Source organism: Streptomyces sp. NPDC104106 (assembly GCF_055584345.1).
Genome location: NZ_JBVJMF010000020.1, coordinates 87625 through 101664, shown reverse-complemented (window position 1 = coordinate 101664; position 14040 = coordinate 87625). Strand labels below are relative to the sequence as shown.

The window sequence follows — 14040 nt, the reverse complement described above, 5'->3', positions numbered from 1 at the left end:
GGAGTGCGGATGCCGGGGCAAGGAGTGCTGGATGAGCCGCTCCACGCCGATGCGCGGTCTCGGAGGACTATCGGTACGGCGGAACGACGCCGGTTACGAAGACGTCCGCAAGGCCGTCGTGTGGAACACGCTCACACCGGCGCGCTTCCCCGACGTCATCGTTCGCGCGGCGTCGGCCCATGACGTCGTAGAAGCAGTACGCCTGGCGCGGTCCCAGCGCCTCCAGGTCGCCATACGGTCGGGGGGACACAGCTGGTGCGGGTCGGCCCTGCGCGACGGGGGCATGCTCATCGACCTGTCCGGGCTCCGCAGCTGTGCTGTCGACCCGGCCTCCGCGACGGCAACGGTGCAGCCCGGCGTCACGGGCGTGCAGCTCACCTCGGAACTCGGCCGTCACGGGCTGGCTTTCCCCGCGGGCCACTGCGGGTCCGTTGCCGTCGGCGGATACCTTCTCAGCGGAGGGCTCGGCTGGAATCCCGGTGTCCGCGGCCCTGCGTGCGCCAGTGTCGAGCAGATAGAGGCCGTGACCGCGGACGGGGAACCGATCACCTGCAGCGAGAGCGAGCACAGCGATCTGTTCTGGGCGGCCAGGGGAGCGGGTCCCGGCTTCTTCGCCGCGGTCACTGCCTTCCGCCTCAGACTGCACCCTCACCCTGGCGCGATCACGAGCACCAGGTGGATCTTCCCCCTCGCGGACGTCACCGAGGTGACGCACTGGGCCACCGAGCTGGCCGTGGAACTCTCCCCGAGCGTCGAGTTGAGCTCCTCCCTCCAGACAGCGGGTTCCGGTGCCGAGCCGGGCCCCAAGGTGGTGACCGTCGCGGGTACCGCCTTCGCCGCGTCGCGGCAGGAAGCCGGCGAGTTGCTCCTGCCGCTGCGCCACTGTCCCCTGCGCCGAAGCGCCCTCTCCCGCCAACTGGACGAGCCGACGACGTTCGAGGCGCTGTACGCCTCCTCCGCTGCCATGTGGCCTCCGCAACTCCGCTATGCGGCTGACACGCTGTGGTCGGACGCCGGCTTCCCGACGCTGCTCAGCGAGCTGGCGGAGCTCATCGAATCGGCTCCTTCGAACAGATCGCTGGTCCTCGCCCCGTTCTCGCCGGCAGGCCGGCCGCCGCCGGACATGGCCTTCTCGGTGCTCGGAGAGAGCTATGTCGTCCCCTACGCCGTCTGGGACGACCCCCGCCAGGACGCCGCCAACATCGGCTGGCTGCGGGAAGCGATGCACAGGGTGGAACCTTTCGGGACGGGGCACTACATCGCCGAGACGGACCTCACCGCGGCATCGTCCCGTGCCCGTCGTTCCTTCACCGAGGACGACTGGCAGCGACTGCGCGAGCTGAGGACGCGGTACGACCCGGACGGCGTCTTCTGCTCATACCTGTCACCGCAGGAGGCCGGGCTGTAGCGCCACTCCTCCGTGCGGCTCGGGTGGGCGTCGACGTCGAAGTCGTCGAGCGCAACCCGGCCGAGACGGGATCCATGCCCCGGCGCAAGCGGTGGATTGTGGATCAGACGAACGGGATCTTGACGCTCCACCGCAGGCCGAGTCTCGGGGGTACTGGGCGAGAAGGGACCGGATGTCGAAGATGCTGAACCGGAACCTCCACGCCCACCTGGCGCGGCGCATGACCGGCGGGGGGCTGACGTTGGGGGTGCTGTCGGCGCGGCTGGAGGGGAGCGAGGGATTGTCAATCCCCTCGTAGCGCGGAGACGATCTATGCGGCCAGTCCCTCGACGAGGGCGGCTCGGTAGGCACGTTCGTAGTCGATCGGGTTCTTGAACCCGCACACGCTATGTAGCCGCCTGGCGTTGCAGAAGTCGGTGATCCAGGTGGCGATCTTGATGCGGGCCTCGGTGCGGGTGCGGAAGGTGTGCCGGTGGACGTACTCGACCCTTCAGCACGCTGTTGAACGCCTCGCTCACGGCATTGTCGAAACATGACCCAACCCGGCCCATGGACTGGATCACGCCGAGTTTGCGGCACGCCCGCTTGAACCGCCGCGAGTAGTACTCGCTGCCCCTGTCCGTGTGCCTGATCACGCCGCGCACGTCGCCGCCGCGGGTGGCCGCCGCCATGTTCAGGGACGCGACGACCAGGTCGGCGTCGTGCCGCTCGGCCATCGCGTAGCCGAGCAGGTGGCGGGAGAACAGGTCGATGATCGTCGCCAAGACGAACGCAGCGCGGCTCCCGTTGTGGACGGATGACCTTGACCAGTCACCGTCGGACTTCCGAACGGAGCCTCGATGTGCCGTGCGTCTGCCGCCGGCTGCCTCGTCAAGTTGCCTGCGCTGTCGGGGTGTTCGGGGAGGTCAACTGGCGGAGCGGCTGGTCAGGCTGCCGGACTCGCGCCATCGCCGGGGCCGACGGCATCCGTACGTGGCGGTTCTGCTGATCGTCGCGTCCGCTGTCATGGCGGGTGCTCGCTCGTACGCGGCTATCGGGCAGGGTAGCCCCGATGCCCGGGCCACCACCTTGCACCGTCTCGTCGTCGATGCGGGCGCCCAGCCGGTGCGGGACACCGCACCTTGCGACGACGCCTTCTGGCCCGCTCTACGCCTCGCCTGCGCCGGGCATGGAACGTCGTCCGTGGCGAGGTCGAGCGGGTGGTCCGGGCGCGGATCGGACATCACCTGAGGCGACGCGGGTAGATGAGCTGGGAACGCGACGAGAGCGAGCTTGAGAGGACGGTTCGATGAGCACTGCGGACAAGGCCGACAACGCGACCAACAAGATCAAGGGCAAGGCGAAGGAAGCGGTCGGCCGCGCGGTCGGCAACGAACGCCTGCAGGCAGAAGGCACGGCCGATCAGGTCGAAGGAGACGTCAAGCAGGCAGGGGAGAAGGCCAAGGACGCGGCGAAGGACATCTTCAGGGACTGACCCGCATCCTCACGAAGGCGGGCCCGGGCTCCTCGCGCTGCGGCCCGCCTTCCGCGCGGCCCCGGTCCGACAGCCGAAGCAGTGCGGCAGCGGGTCGACGCCGCTGCTGTGAATGGTGCCCGTCAGTCCAAGGGGGAGCACACGGCCATGGATCAAGCTGTCGCTCGTAAGCGTGTGTGGTGGGCGGCGCTGTGCCGCACACCGGTGGCTGTGTGGAACGACGACGTCACAGACTGGGCCGCAGCTCTGACCTACTACGCGGTCCTCGCCCTGTTCCCCGTCCTGCTGGTGATCCTCTCGGTTCTGGGACTGACCATGCCCACGACCACTCCTGAGGTGATCGACCGGGTGACGGGGGTCGTCCCGGTCACCTCTCGTGGGCTGCTACGCAGCGCTCTTCAGCAGATGGCCGGCCAGTCATCCGCAGCATGGATGCTGCTCTTCTTCGGCGCCGTAGGGGCGCTGTGGTCGGGCTGCAGCTACCTGAGCGTCTTCCGCAGGGCCCTGCATGCGATGCACCACACCAGCGCACACCGGCCGGTTTGGCGCACCGTCCCACGCATCGTCATCACCGCGATCGTACTGATCAGCCTGCTTCTCACCACCACCCTCACGCTGTTGCTGAGCGGCAGCCTGGCCAGACGCCTGGGCCGGGCACTCGACCTCGGCACCATGCCCCAGACCGCGTGGGACACGCTGCGCTGGCCCGTTCTGGCCGCGGGGGCGGTCGCGCTGGTCCTGGTGCTCTACCGCTCGGGCCCCGCTCCTTCGCGACCGGTGCGGAAAATGGCACCGGGCGGCGGTCTGGCGATCGTGCTTCTGCTGACTGTCTCCCTCGGCTTCACCGCCTACGCCTCGCACGTGAGCACCTATTACCGGCTGTACGGCTCGCTGGCGGGCGTGGTGGTCTTCCTCATCTGGCTGTGGTTGTCCAACTTGGCCCTCTTGATCGGCGCTCAGTTCAACGTCGAACTGACGAGGCCGGCGCCGCATCGCGCGTCGGCGACCGCCGCTCCCGTGTCTCCGCCGGCGCCGCCTCCCAGCTGATCCTCTCCATGACGGCGGCCGTCGGTGTCCGTACGCGCGTAGCGTGCCGGGCCGTCCGCCGGCGCGCTGCGACGACGACGCCTTGCGCGGTCGGAGTCGGCGGACCGGGTCACCCCTGGGGCTGGCCCTGCCGGGGTGCGCGTACGACAGCGACGAAGAACTCCTCGATCCGGCGTACGGCGGCGATGAGCAGGTAGGGGTCGACGGGCTTGGTGACATAGGCGTTGGCGTGCAGCTTGTAGCTCGTAGCTGCAACTGCGCGAACATCGGCGTGTGCGGGTCGAGGCTCTGCAGCTTGGCCATTGCCGGCACTTCCTCTCGCTGTCGGTGAGTGAGTGTCGCTGGCGCCCGGGTCCTGGGGATACCAGCGGAGTTCGAGGGTGTTGGTGTCCGGGTCCTGGATGGAGATGGAGGTGGGGGTGCCGCAGTTCGGGCACACGGCCGGGGGCTGGTGCCGACAACCGGGCGGGTGAGCCTGCGGGCTCAGGTGAGGGCGGCGACCAGTGAGGCGAAGGCGGCGATGAGGATGGCGACGCGGACGTAATGGAGGCGCTCCCAGCGGTTCAGCTGCTGCTTCCAGTCGGCGGGCCGGTTGTCAGGGGTCCACGTCTTGTTCCGGTTGTTGATCGGGACGAGCAACAGAACCGACATGGCCACGCTGAGGATCAGCAGCGCGCCGGCGGTGACGAGAAGGCCGGCGCCGTGGTGGTGCCATCCGGCTGTGGCCCAGATCGCGACGAGGACGAGCGAGCCGATGTACCGGACCGGCATGACGGCGCCGAGCATCCGGCCCCCGTGGGCGTGGCCGAGCTGGCCGGCGTCGCCGCGGAGTGCGTGGAGGATCCGGTTCATGATGAAGGCGACGGAGAATTCCACCTCACCATCACGCCGACGATCACACCGGTGACGACCTCGAGTGCGTTGAGCATGATGCCTCCTCCTGTGATCTAGCGTCGCTAGATGATAAGGCAACGCTAGTACTGCTGCCGCTCCCTTGTCTAGCGATGCTAGGATCGCATCATGTCGGTACAGGAACGCAAGGCACGCGAACGGGCGGAGCGCGAACGCCTCATCGTGGCGACGGCCCGCGAACTCGCCGAGCAGCAGGGCTGGGACGCGGTCACCACCCGCCGGCTCGCCGAGCGCATCGAATACAGCCAGCCCGTCCTCTACAGCCACTTCCGCGGCAAACGCGAGATCATCGGCGCCGTCGCCCTCGAAGGCGCCGCCGAGATGGCCGTCGCGGTACGCGCCGCGACCGCCGAGGCTGACGGCCCGCGCGCCCGGGTGTACGCCCTCGCCCGCGCCTACCTCGACTTCGCCGCGCGCAACCCGGCGGTCTACGACGCCCTCTTCCAACTCGACGGCGGTCTGGCGTACGCGCAGGAGGACACGCCGGAGCCGCTGAAGGATGCCTTCGCCGCGCTGCTGGAGAGCCTCGGCGAGGTCGCCGGGGACGGCATCGAACCGGGGCTGTTCACCGAGGTGTTCTGGGCGTCCCTGCACGGGATCGCGACCCTGACCCGGGCGGGACGACTGCCGCCGGAGTACACCGAGCAGAGAGTGGAACTGCTGGTGGACCGCCTCGCCGCGCTCTGACACACCGCCCCGGCGGACACACAGCCGGGGCCCTCCGACCCTGTCGCTGTCTGCCCAAGGCATCGCTTCCGGTCACGCGCGTCGGCACGACGCAGCCCCAGGTCGGGCTCCGTCAGGCCCGTCTTGATCTTGGTGTGGTCCTGCTGGGCAGGTGCTGTCGGCAGGTGGTGCAGATGCCGGTCCAGCAGCTCAGGGGATCCTGGAGGGCGTCGAGGATCTGGTTCGTCGTCGTCGGGCCGTCGGCCGGACCTCGGGCAGGACGCCGTCCCACCGGCCGTGCCCGGAGATCGCGGCCGCCTGGGCCAGTCGACGCGGGCGCACCCCGGCCGGCCGGACTTGCACCGTGAGGAGCCACGGGAACCTTCCCGTCAGGTCACATCGCGGAAGGCTTTTCGTCCGGCGTCCGCGCCCGGTTCCGCCACCGTCATCGGTGGCTGGTAGCGGGGAACCGGACGGCGGCTGTACCCGGACCAGGCGAGGGCGGTTGGCTGCCTCATGCGGCTGGACGGTCAGATCGCCGCGGATGCGGACCACGTACGCGGGTCCCCGCTCGGCGGGAGCGGCATGGAAGTCCGCGTTCTGGCCGTAGCCCGCATCGGCCACCACTGCCGGCGGCACCAGTTCCCATCCGGCCAGTTCGTCCAGGCCAGGCGCCACTTCTCCCGGTGCGCGACGTCTTCCGGTACGCCGGTCAGCCGACGCCGGGCGGTGTCCTCGGCCCATTCCCGCCGCAGGAACAGCCGCCGGTTCGGCGGGCAGGAGGCCGCACTCGGAGACCGCCTGCACGTTGATGGCGACCTGGCAGTTGGCCTGCGCCCAGCGCACCGCAGTACTGAGGGGCAACCCCGATTGCCTGCGGGAGGAGTTGAGTGATTCCGAGGTCGTCCGCGTCTGCATCCAGTCCAGGCGCAGCGTCTGAAGGGGCGCAGCCCACAGCGGCCGACCGCATGGGCCCCTTGCGCCCGCCGCCCGCCGGTCCGCTGACGTTCGCCGTGGCATACGGCCAAGGCCCTCCACGGTGTGGATGACCCGAATACGAGATCCGGATCGCTCGAGGTATGGCAGCGCGGGCCGCACTTTGCCCCTCACCGGCGAGCGCTGCGTCCACCGCATCATCACCGACCTCGGCGTCCTCGATGTCACCCCGCACGGCCTCGCGCTCGTCGAGACGGCCGCCGGTGTCACCGTCGAGGACATCGCCGCCCGCACCGAGGCACCGCTGCACATCGACGCCTCGCGGGCCGCTTGCTGAAGTCGGTCACTTCCGCCGGCCGGCGCGGTCGGCGGTGAGGCGGGCCTCGAGGCCGTCGAGGACGGACCGAAGGCCGAACTCGAAGGTACTGTCGGGGGCTGCGGTGTACTCCTTGGCGGCCGTTGTGTCGAGGCGCTCGCGTAGGTGGGGGAATTGCATGGCGGTCTCGGTGGCGCGTGCCATGGCGTCGGCCATCAACTGCTCGGCGTCTGCGCCGCTCTTGCTCAGCCGGCGGTTCAGCGAGACCTGTGCGGCGGGGCCGAGTGCGTTGCCGAGCACGAAGGTGAACACGGTGGCGGCCGCTCGGTCCGCGTCGTCGGCGGTGAAGCCCGCCTTTTCGTAGATGGCGAGGCTGAGGTCGTTGTGCCGGGCCTGGCCGGGGCCGTGCAGGAGGTGGCTGCCGATTGCCTGGACGAGCCACGGGTGACGGGTGAGCATCGCGTGCATGCTGCCGGCATGAGCGGTGGCGGCCGTGCGCCAGTCGGTGGCGTCGAGGTCGGGAAGCTCGACCTCCTGCCAGATCGCGTCGCTGGCGAGTCGGACCAGTTCGTCCTTGGTCTTGATGTGCCAGTAGACGGCCGTGGCGGCCGAGCCGAGCCGGGCCGCCAGGCTCCGCATGTTGAGGCCGTCCAGTCCCTCGTCATCGAGCAGCTCGACGGCCGCTCGGACGATCCGGTCTGCGGTCAGTGTGTCTCGCGGCATGGCCACCATCCTACTTGAACTTAGTTCTGGTCAGGCATTGCACTTTGTTCAAGCGCTGGCCTACGCTACGTCTCGTACTTAGTTCAAGTGCCCGAAGGGGGAGCAATGCTGCAGGACAGGCTCACGGAGTTCGTCAGGTCGCAGGCCACGGAACTCGGCGTTCCCGGTGTCGCCGTCGGGGTGCTCCTCGACGGCCAGGAGAGCTACGCCTCGCACGGCGTGACGAGCCTCGGCAACCCGCTGCCGGTCGACGAGGAGACACTGTTCCCGCTGGCCTCGGTGTCCAAGACCTTCACGGCGACCGCGCTGATGCGCCTGGTCGCCGAGGGGAAGGTGGACCTGGACGCGCCGGTGCGGCGCTATGTGCCCGAGCTGAGGCTCGCCGACGAGCAGGCCGCGGCGCGGATCACCGTCCTGAACCTGCTCAACCACACCGCGGGCCTGGACTGGAACCTGATGGACGACGGCGAGGGCGACCGCTCCCTGGCCGGACTCGTGGCGAAGCTGCCCCAGCTGCCGCTGATCGCACCGCCCGGGGCCCGCGCCTCGTACAGCCAGGCCGGTTACAACCTGGCCGGGCGGATCATCGAGAAGGTCACCGGCCTGCCCTTCGAGCAGGCCATGGCCTCGCTCGTCCTGGAGCCGGTGGGCCTCGCAGACACCGTGTACGGCCTGTCCGAGGTGATGGTCCGCAAGTTCGCCGTGGGCTACAACCGCGGCGACGACGGCGAACTGCGTCCCGCCCGCCCCTGGGCAGCGTTCAAGGAGGGCGCACGCGGCGACAACCCCGGCGGCGGCCTCGCCTCCACGGTGAGCGATCTGCTGCGCTGGGCACGCTTCCAACTCGGCGACGGCCAGGGCGTGCTGCCCGCCGCGGAGCTGCACCGCATGCGGGAGCGCACGGTCGGGCTGCGCGCCAGCACGCTCGGCGACGGCTTCGGCATCTGCTGGTTCCTGCACGACCTGGACGGCCTGCAGGCCATCGGCCACGGGGGCTCGGGCAACGGCCAGTTCGCCGAGCTGCTCATCGTGCCCGAGCGCAACTTCGCGGTGGTCTGCCTGGCCAACGCCGGCCCGGACGGCTACCCGTTCAACCAGTCCGTCGTGCGATGGGCGCTCGAGCACTACCTCGGCATCATCGAGAAGACGGCGGATCCGCTCCCCTACGACGAGGCAAAGGCCCAACAGGTCGTCGGGCGCTACGAGATCGACGCCATGAACCTCGACATCGCCACCGACGGCACCCGCCTCGCCCTGGCGGTCGGCATCAAGCCGGAGATCCGCGAGGCATCGGACGAGGAAATGCCTCCCGACTACCCGGCCGCGGACATCGGCTTCCTTCCCGGCGACGGCGACGAGTACGTCATCACCGAAGGCGGCCTCCAAGGCCAGCGCGGCTACTTCTCCCGCGGCGCCGACGGCACGGTCACGGGTGTCGACCTCGCCGGCCGCCTCTTCAACCGGGTCACCGAGGCCTTCTGATCCAACACCGGCACAGGGCCGGCCCGGCGGACCCCGCCACCGTTGCGGTGTCGATCCGCCGGGCGATCCCCGCCGCGGAGGCGCTGTTCCCACGGCCGAGGCGTATGGCCGCGCCAACAGCTCGCGATCGGCCGGCCGGCCCACGGAGGTCTTCGGTGGCCGGGGTCAGCGGTATGCGGCGAGGAAGGCCGGACGCCCGCGTCGTGGGCGAGGTCGGGCCGGTCCAGCGAGGCTCGGTGCCGTAGCTCGTCACTGGTACCGCGGGCGCCACTCGAAGAGCAGGATGGTCGAGCAGGAGGCTGCGGTGGGTCCGCCACGGGGGTCACCCCTTCCGCGGCGAGTCACGCGTCCGGCTGCCTGGAGATTCGGGAGCCGATAGCCGGACGGTCAGCAGGTCCGGTCAGGCCGACCAGGCGGACGCGGCCCATGGCGCCTTGTCGTCCCGGAGACGGACCTGCCGTTCCTCATGTGCTCCATCAGTGCCGGTGGGACGACGCCACTCGGAAAAGGCGGGGCCGGAGGAGCGGCTCAACAACCGCGGCTTCATGAACCGCATCCTCGGCCGCGTCATGAGGTCGATCACCAAGCCGTGGCAGATGTACCCGGTGGGTGTGCTCTTCGGCCTCGGTTTCGACACCGCGACCGAGGTCGCGTTCCTCGTACTGGCCGGCTCCGGCGCCGCCTCCGGCCTGCCCCGGTACGCGATCCTCTGCCTGCCCATCCTCTTCGCGGCCGGCATGTCGCTGCTGGACACGCTCGACGGCTCGTTCATGAACTTCGCCTACGGCTGGGCGTTCTCCACGCCGGTCCGCAAGGTCTACTACAACCTCACCATCACCGGCCTGTCCGTCGCCGTCGCGCTCATCGTCGGCACGGTCGAACTGCTCGGCCTGATCGCCGACAAGGCCGGTATGCACGGGCCGTTCTGGGACTGGATCTCCGGCCTGGACCTGAACATCATCGGCTACGTCATCGTCGGCCTGTTCTTCGCCACCTCGGCGATCGCCCTGCTGGTGTGGAAGGTCGGCCGCATCGAGGAGAAGTGGACGGCGGGCCTGGCCCAGCCGGCACCGGCACAACAGACCGCCGAATAGCACCACTTGGGGCGCCGCTCCACGGGGGAGCGGCGCCGCCCGCGTACTCACGCCTCCGGGTGGCGGCGAGGCGTCCAGACGATCTCCTCGCCGCCCCCGCGCCGTACGACCTGGGTCTGCGACGAGCCCACCAGCAGGATCGTGCGCATGCCCACCCCGCCCGGATCCAGCTGGGCCAACCGCACGATCCGCACGCGCTCACCGGCGCCGCACACATCCCGCGCCACCACCACCGGTGTGTCCGGCGCCCGGTGCTCCAGCAGCAGCTCACGCGCCTTGCCCACCTGCCAGGTACGGCTGCGTGAGCCGGGGTTGTACAGGGCCAGCACCAGATCCGCCGAGGCGGCCGCCCGCAGTCGCTCGGCGCTGACGTCCCAGGGCTTGAGCCGGTCGGAAAGGGAGAGGGTCGCCTAGTCGTGGCCGAGGGGAGCGCCGGCCCGTGCCGCGGCGGCATTGGCGGCGGTCACACCGGGCAGCACGCGCACCGGCACGTCCTTGTACTCGTCCTGCGAGGCGACCTCCAGCACGGCCGTGGCCATCGCGAAGATCCCCGGATCGCCCACCGACACCACGACCACCCGCCGCCCCCGCCGAGCGAGCTGCAGCGCGGACTCGGCGCGCTCGGCCTCGACCCGGTTGTCCGAGCCGTGGCGGCGCTGGCCCGGCCGTACGGGTACGCGGTCCAGGTCGACGCGGCCCGAGCGTCATGGGGTAGCCCACCGAGATGTCCGTCGCTACGGCTCTGGCCCCTCGTCGCGGGGTGCGGCTTCCCGATCGTGCCCAGTGGTCGAGCTTCTCCGGCGCATGGCCCGGCCGATCCGGGCATGGATGCCCCTCACCCCTTGCTGACCCCGGCAGTGATACCGGCGACGATGTGCCGTTGCAGGACGAGGAAGACGACGAGCAGCGGGACGGTGCCCAGGACGACCGTGGGCAGGAGCTGGGAGGTGCTGTAGGCGTGGGTGCCGATCGTGGAGTACACGTCCAGTGTCATCGTCTGCTTGCTGTCGGAGGTCAGCAGGACCAGGGGAATGACCAGGTCGTTCCAGATGGCCAGGGTGAGGGTGATGACGAGGGTGGCGGTCGCCGGGCGTAGGACGGGCAGGATGACATGCCAGTACGTGCGCAGCGGGCCGGCCCCGTCGATGGCGGCGGCCTCCTCCAGCTCGACCGGTACGGATCTCAGGAAGCTGGTGAAGAAGAGCACGGCGAAGGGGAGACTGATCGCGGCCTCCGCGAGGATCACCGAGGCGTAGGAGTCCAGCAGTTTCAGGTCCCGCATGAACATGTACAGCGGAGTGATCATGACGAAGACGGGGACCGTGAGGCCGGCCACGAAGAGCTGGTAGACCGTCCTGGTCCAGCGGCGGGAGATGCGGGACATCGGCCAGGCGGCCAGTGACCCGGTCAGGATGACCAGGACGGCGGCGCCGCCGGTGATCAGGACGGTGTTGTAGAGGCTGCGCCCGTAGTTCATGGCCTGCACCGCGGTCACGTAGTTGTGCAGGCTCCAGTGGTCGGGCCAGGACAGCGGGTGGGCGGCGACGTCGGCGTCGGACTGCAGCGAGACCTTCACCATGAGCAGGATCGGGGCGACGACGACCAGGGTGACCAGGAGCAGGCCGACGTGTGAGACGGCACCGCGCAGCCTGCGCCGGCGCAGGGGGGCGGTGTCCGCGGGGGCGGGGCTGACGGCTCTCGTGGTGCTGGGGGCGGTGAGGGTCATGCGGCGACCTCCCGGCGGCGCAGGACGGTCGTGAGGAGCACGCCGACGATGACGGTGATGACGAGCAGGAGGACGGCCACCGCGGTGCCGTAGGCGAAGCGGAAGTCCTTGAAGCTGTCCTCGAAGATGACGTAGCTCAGGGTCTGGGTCGAGTTGGCGGGGCCGCCGTCGGTCATGATGAAGGGCAGGTCGAACACGCGCAGAGAACCGATCGTCGACAGAGTCATGTTCACGGTGAGGGACGGGGCGAGCAACGGCCAGTCGATGCGGCGGAACCTGGTCCACCCGCGGGCACCGTCCAGGGATGCCGCCTCCATCAGATCGGCCGGGATGGAAAGGTAGTTGGAGAGGTAGATGGTGGCGGTGTACCCGAGGTACATCCACATGTAGGACACGGCGATCGCCATCAGGGCGGTGTGGGTGTCGCCCAGCCAGGAGGTCTCCAGCCCGTGCAGGCCGAGGGCGTTCATGACGGCGTCGAGCGGGCCGCCGACGGGTGAGTAGAGGAACGACCACAGGTACGAGACGGCGACCAGGGCCATCATCGCGGGCATGAGCAACCCGGTGCGGGCGATGGTGCGGACGGCGGGTGAGTTGTAGAGCCAGTAGGCGATGCCCAGCCCGAGCGCGTTCTGTACGACGACCACCACGACCGTGTAGACGAGGGTGTTCTTGAGCGCGGCGAGCACCTGCGGGTCCTGGAGGGCCGCGCGGTAGTTGTCCAGGCCGACGAACGAACCGCCGATGACGCCGTGGGCGTCGGTGAGGCTCAGCAGAACGGACCTGACGGTGGGGTAGATCACGAAGAGGGCGTACAGGGCGGTGGCCGGAAGCATGAGCAGCGCGGCGGAGCGGGTGGTGAGTCTCACGGCGACCTCATCGGGGGCGCGGACCGCAGGGCCTGCCGCATGGCAGACCCCGCACTGGTTCCGGGACGGCTGGGGTGCTACTTCTTCGAGGGGGTCTTCGGGATGTCCTTGTCGAGCTGCCTCAGCAGCGCGCCGGTGTCCATGGACGGATCGTTGAAGAGCGCGTTGAGCTGGGCGGTGAACTTGTCCTCGGCGTTCGGGTAGTTGGGCACCTCGACCTGGGAGGGGCTGGTGTCGCCGGCGGCGAAGGCGGCGGCTACCGGGGCGGACTGGGTGACCTTGGGGCTCGGCACGTCGGTCAGCGTCGTGAAGCAGCTCTCGGCCTTCAGGTAGGCGCTGTCCTGCTGCGGCTGCGCCATGAAGTCGACGTAGCTCTCGGCCGCATCCTTGTGCGAGGAGGCGCCGTTGACCGACCACCCGGAGCCGATGAAGGTGAACGTCTTGGGCTTGCTGCCCGCCGGGCCGCCGGGGAAGGGGTTGAGCGCGAAGTCGAACCTGGCGTTTTGCTGGTAGTGGCTCAGGTCCCAGGCGCCGTCGACGTAGAAGGCCCACTTGCCCGCGGTGAACTGCGAGACCCCCTGGCTGAACGGGTCCAGGCCGTTCATGGTCTTGCCGTCGACGAGTCCGCTGGTCAGCAGCTGCTTGAGGTGGTCGATCACCGGGCTCCACGCGGCCGCCCAGGTGGAGGTGCCCTTGTCGTAGCCGCTGCCCCAGGACGGGTCGACGAGGTTGGCGGCCAGGGCGAGGGAGACTTGTTCGGCGTCCCAGCCCTTGAGGTCGGGGATCTCCAGTCCGCCGATGTCCTTCGCCTTCAGCGTGCCCAGGTCGCTGATCAGTTCGGGCCAGGTCCGCGGCACCCGTGCGATGCCTGCCTTCTTCAGCAGGTCCAGGTTGGCGTACAGGCCGATCGGGATGTTCTGCTGGACGAAGTCGTACGTCTTGCCGTCGACCTGCGTGTACGCGGTGAGGCTGGGGAGCATCCGCTTGACCCAGGGCTGGTCGCTGAGGTCGGCGAGGAAGCCCTGCTGCTGCCAGGTGATCATGCGGCTCTTGTTGACCATGAGGACGTCCGCGGCGGTTCCCGCGGCGAGCCGGGTGTTGTTGTAGGCGTCGTACTCGGTGTTGGCGACGTACTTGTAGTCGACCTTGACAGTGGGGTGAGCCTTCTCGAAGGCCGCGTTGATGGCCGGGATGTCGGCGATCTCGTTGCCGCCGCCCTCGAACCCGACCACGGTGAGTATGGTCTTCCCGTCCGCCGTGGTGCCGGAGGAGGAGGAAGAACAGGAGGCCAGGGCGAGGGCGAAGGCCGAGGCGGCCGCCGCTGTGGCCAGCCGGCGAAGACGGGTTCTCAATGCGGGCTCCTTGGACGGTGGGTGGGGCGGGCGGG

12 protein-coding genes and 6 pseudogenes are annotated in these 14040 nt (G+C 69.5%); 8 read left to right on the top strand and 10 right to left on the bottom strand.

What is annotated here, in order from left to right:
* Positions 1 to 31 precede the first annotated feature (31 nt).
* A complete protein-coding gene (locus ACZ60X_RS35015) occupies positions 32 to 1408 on the top strand; it encodes an FAD-binding oxidoreductase (RefSeq protein ID WP_469607341.1) in 1377 nt (458 codons plus the stop codon).
* A 386-nt stretch (positions 1409 to 1794) separates the two neighbouring features.
* Here ACZ60X_RS35015 and ACZ60X_RS35010 read toward each other — a convergent pair whose 3' ends face one another.
* Positions 1795 to 2172, bottom strand: a complete 378-nt coding sequence (locus ACZ60X_RS35010; protein ID WP_469607339.1) for a transposase — start codon at positions 2170 to 2172, stop codon at positions 1795 to 1797.
* Between ACZ60X_RS35010 and ACZ60X_RS35005 the strand changes: the two genes are divergently transcribed.
* The 3 genes from ACZ60X_RS35005 (at position 2159) to ACZ60X_RS34995 (ending at position 3929) form a co-directional block, all read left to right on the top strand.
* A complete protein-coding gene (locus ACZ60X_RS35005) occupies positions 2159 to 2638 on the top strand; it encodes a transposase family protein (protein ID WP_469607337.1) in 480 nt (159 codons plus the stop codon). The two genes, ACZ60X_RS35010 and ACZ60X_RS35005, sit on opposite strands and share 14 nt — an antisense overlap.
* A 58-nt stretch (positions 2639 to 2696) precedes the next feature.
* A complete protein-coding gene (locus ACZ60X_RS35000) occupies positions 2697 to 2882 on the top strand; it encodes a CsbD family protein (protein ID WP_469607333.1) in 186 nt (61 codons plus the stop codon).
* Between the two features lie 147 nt (positions 2883 to 3029).
* A complete protein-coding gene (locus ACZ60X_RS34995; protein ID WP_469607331.1) occupies positions 3030 to 3929 on the top strand; it encodes a YihY/virulence factor BrkB family protein in 900 nt (299 codons plus the stop codon).
* A 109-nt stretch (positions 3930 to 4038) separates the two neighbouring features.
* Here ACZ60X_RS34995 and ACZ60X_RS34990 read toward each other — a convergent pair.
* Both ACZ60X_RS34990 and ACZ60X_RS34985 read right to left on the bottom strand, forming a co-directional pair.
* Positions 4039 to 4173 (bottom strand): annotated as a pseudogene (locus ACZ60X_RS34990) (response regulator); the annotation flags it as partial.
* A 239-nt stretch (positions 4174 to 4412) separates the two neighbouring features.
* Positions 4413 to 4858 (bottom strand): annotated as a pseudogene (locus ACZ60X_RS34985) (anthrone oxygenase family protein).
* A gap of 91 nt (positions 4859 to 4949) precedes the next feature.
* On the opposite strand from ACZ60X_RS34985, the gene ACZ60X_RS34980 reads away from it, so the two are divergent.
* The gene (locus ACZ60X_RS34980; RefSeq protein ID WP_469607329.1) at positions 4950 to 5528 is read left to right on the top strand and encodes a TetR/AcrR family transcriptional regulator; all 579 of its coding nucleotides are present in this window, start codon (positions 4950 to 4952) and stop codon (positions 5526 to 5528) included.
* 189 nt (positions 5529 to 5717) lie between these two features.
* Here ACZ60X_RS34980 and ACZ60X_RS34975 read toward each other — a convergent pair whose 3' ends face one another.
* Together ACZ60X_RS34975 and ACZ60X_RS34970 are read right to left on the bottom strand one after the other, a co-directional pair.
* A complete protein-coding gene (locus ACZ60X_RS34975) occupies positions 5718 to 6314 on the bottom strand; it encodes a transposase (RefSeq protein WP_469607486.1) in 597 nt (198 codons plus the stop codon).
* Positions 6230 to 6535 (bottom strand): annotated as a pseudogene (locus ACZ60X_RS34970) (hypothetical protein); the annotation flags it as partial. The gene ACZ60X_RS34975 and the pseudogene ACZ60X_RS34970, both read right to left, overlap by 85 nt.
* A 68-nt stretch (positions 6536 to 6603) precedes the next feature.
* Here ACZ60X_RS34970 and ACZ60X_RS34965 point away from each other — a divergent pair.
* Positions 6604 to 6780, top strand: a pseudogene (locus ACZ60X_RS34965) (succinyl-CoA--3-ketoacid-CoA transferase); the annotation flags it as partial.
* A gap of 6 nt (positions 6781 to 6786) precedes the next feature.
* On the opposite strand, the gene ACZ60X_RS34960 reads toward ACZ60X_RS34965, so the two are convergent.
* On the bottom strand, positions 6787 to 7482 hold the full coding sequence (locus ACZ60X_RS34960; protein ID WP_469607326.1) for a TetR/AcrR family transcriptional regulator: 696 nt from the start codon (positions 7480 to 7482) through the stop codon (positions 6787 to 6789).
* A 105-nt stretch (positions 7483 to 7587) separates the two neighbouring features.
* On the opposite strand from ACZ60X_RS34960, the gene ACZ60X_RS34955 reads away from it, so the two are divergent.
* The gene (locus ACZ60X_RS34955) at positions 7588 to 8964 is read left to right on the top strand and encodes a serine hydrolase domain-containing protein (protein ID WP_469607322.1); all 1377 of its coding nucleotides are present in this window, start codon (positions 7588 to 7590) and stop codon (positions 8962 to 8964) included.
* Between the two features lie 503 nt (positions 8965 to 9467).
* A pseudogene (locus ACZ60X_RS34950) lies at positions 9468 to 10058 on the top strand (HoxN/HupN/NixA family nickel/cobalt transporter); the annotation flags it as partial.
* Between the two features lie 47 nt (positions 10059 to 10105).
* On the opposite strand, the pseudogene ACZ60X_RS34945 reads toward ACZ60X_RS34950, so the two are convergent.
* The 4 genes and pseudogenes from ACZ60X_RS34945 to ACZ60X_RS34930 form a co-directional block, all read right to left on the bottom strand.
* Positions 10106 to 10744: pseudogene (locus tag ACZ60X_RS34945) on the bottom strand (SAM-dependent methyltransferase); the annotation flags it as partial.
* 149 nt (positions 10745 to 10893) lie between these two features.
* Positions 10894 to 11784 (bottom strand): carbohydrate ABC transporter permease, encoded by an 891-nt coding sequence (locus ACZ60X_RS34940; RefSeq protein ID WP_469607319.1) that lies wholly within the window; start codon positions 11782 to 11784, stop codon positions 10894 to 10896.
* Positions 11781 to 12653 (bottom strand): carbohydrate ABC transporter permease, encoded by an 873-nt coding sequence (locus ACZ60X_RS34935; protein ID WP_469607317.1) that lies wholly within the window; start codon positions 12651 to 12653, stop codon positions 11781 to 11783. The genes ACZ60X_RS34940 and ACZ60X_RS34935 overlap by 4 nt, the downstream gene beginning before the upstream one ends.
* Before the next feature lie 77 nt (positions 12654 to 12730).
* The gene (locus ACZ60X_RS34930) at positions 12731 to 14005 is read right to left on the bottom strand and encodes an ABC transporter substrate-binding protein (RefSeq protein ID WP_469607315.1); all 1275 of its coding nucleotides are present in this window, start codon (positions 14003 to 14005) and stop codon (positions 12731 to 12733) included.
* Between the last annotated feature and the right edge of the window lie 35 nt (positions 14006 to 14040).

Excerpts from the sequence above, each read along its gene's own strand:
- ACZ60X_RS34995 (WP_469607331.1), top strand. The coding sequence starts at position 3,030 with ATGGATCAAGCTGTCGCTCGTAAGCGTGTGTGGTGGGCGGCGCTGTGC.
- ACZ60X_RS34960 (WP_469607326.1), bottom strand. The coding sequence starts at position 7,482 with ATGCCGCGAGACACACTGACCGCAGACCGGATCGTCCGAGCGGCCGTC.
- ACZ60X_RS34955 (WP_469607322.1), top strand. The coding sequence starts at position 7,588 with ATGCTGCAGGACAGGCTCACGGAGTTCGTCAGGTCGCAGGCCACGGAA.
- ACZ60X_RS34940 (WP_469607319.1), bottom strand. The coding sequence starts at position 11,784 with ATGACCCTCACCGCCCCCAGCACCACGAGAGCCGTCAGCCCCGCCCCC.
- ACZ60X_RS35000 (WP_469607333.1), top strand. The coding sequence starts at position 2,697 with ATGAGCACTGCGGACAAGGCCGACAACGCGACCAACAAGATCAAGGGC.
- ACZ60X_RS34980 (WP_469607329.1), top strand. The coding sequence starts at position 4,950 with ATGTCGGTACAGGAACGCAAGGCACGCGAACGGGCGGAGCGCGAACGC.
- ACZ60X_RS35015 (WP_469607341.1), top strand. The coding sequence starts at position 32 with ATGAGCCGCTCCACGCCGATGCGCGGTCTCGGAGGACTATCGGTACGG.
- ACZ60X_RS35005 (WP_469607337.1), top strand. The coding sequence starts at position 2,159 with ATGATCGTCGCCAAGACGAACGCAGCGCGGCTCCCGTTGTGGACGGAT.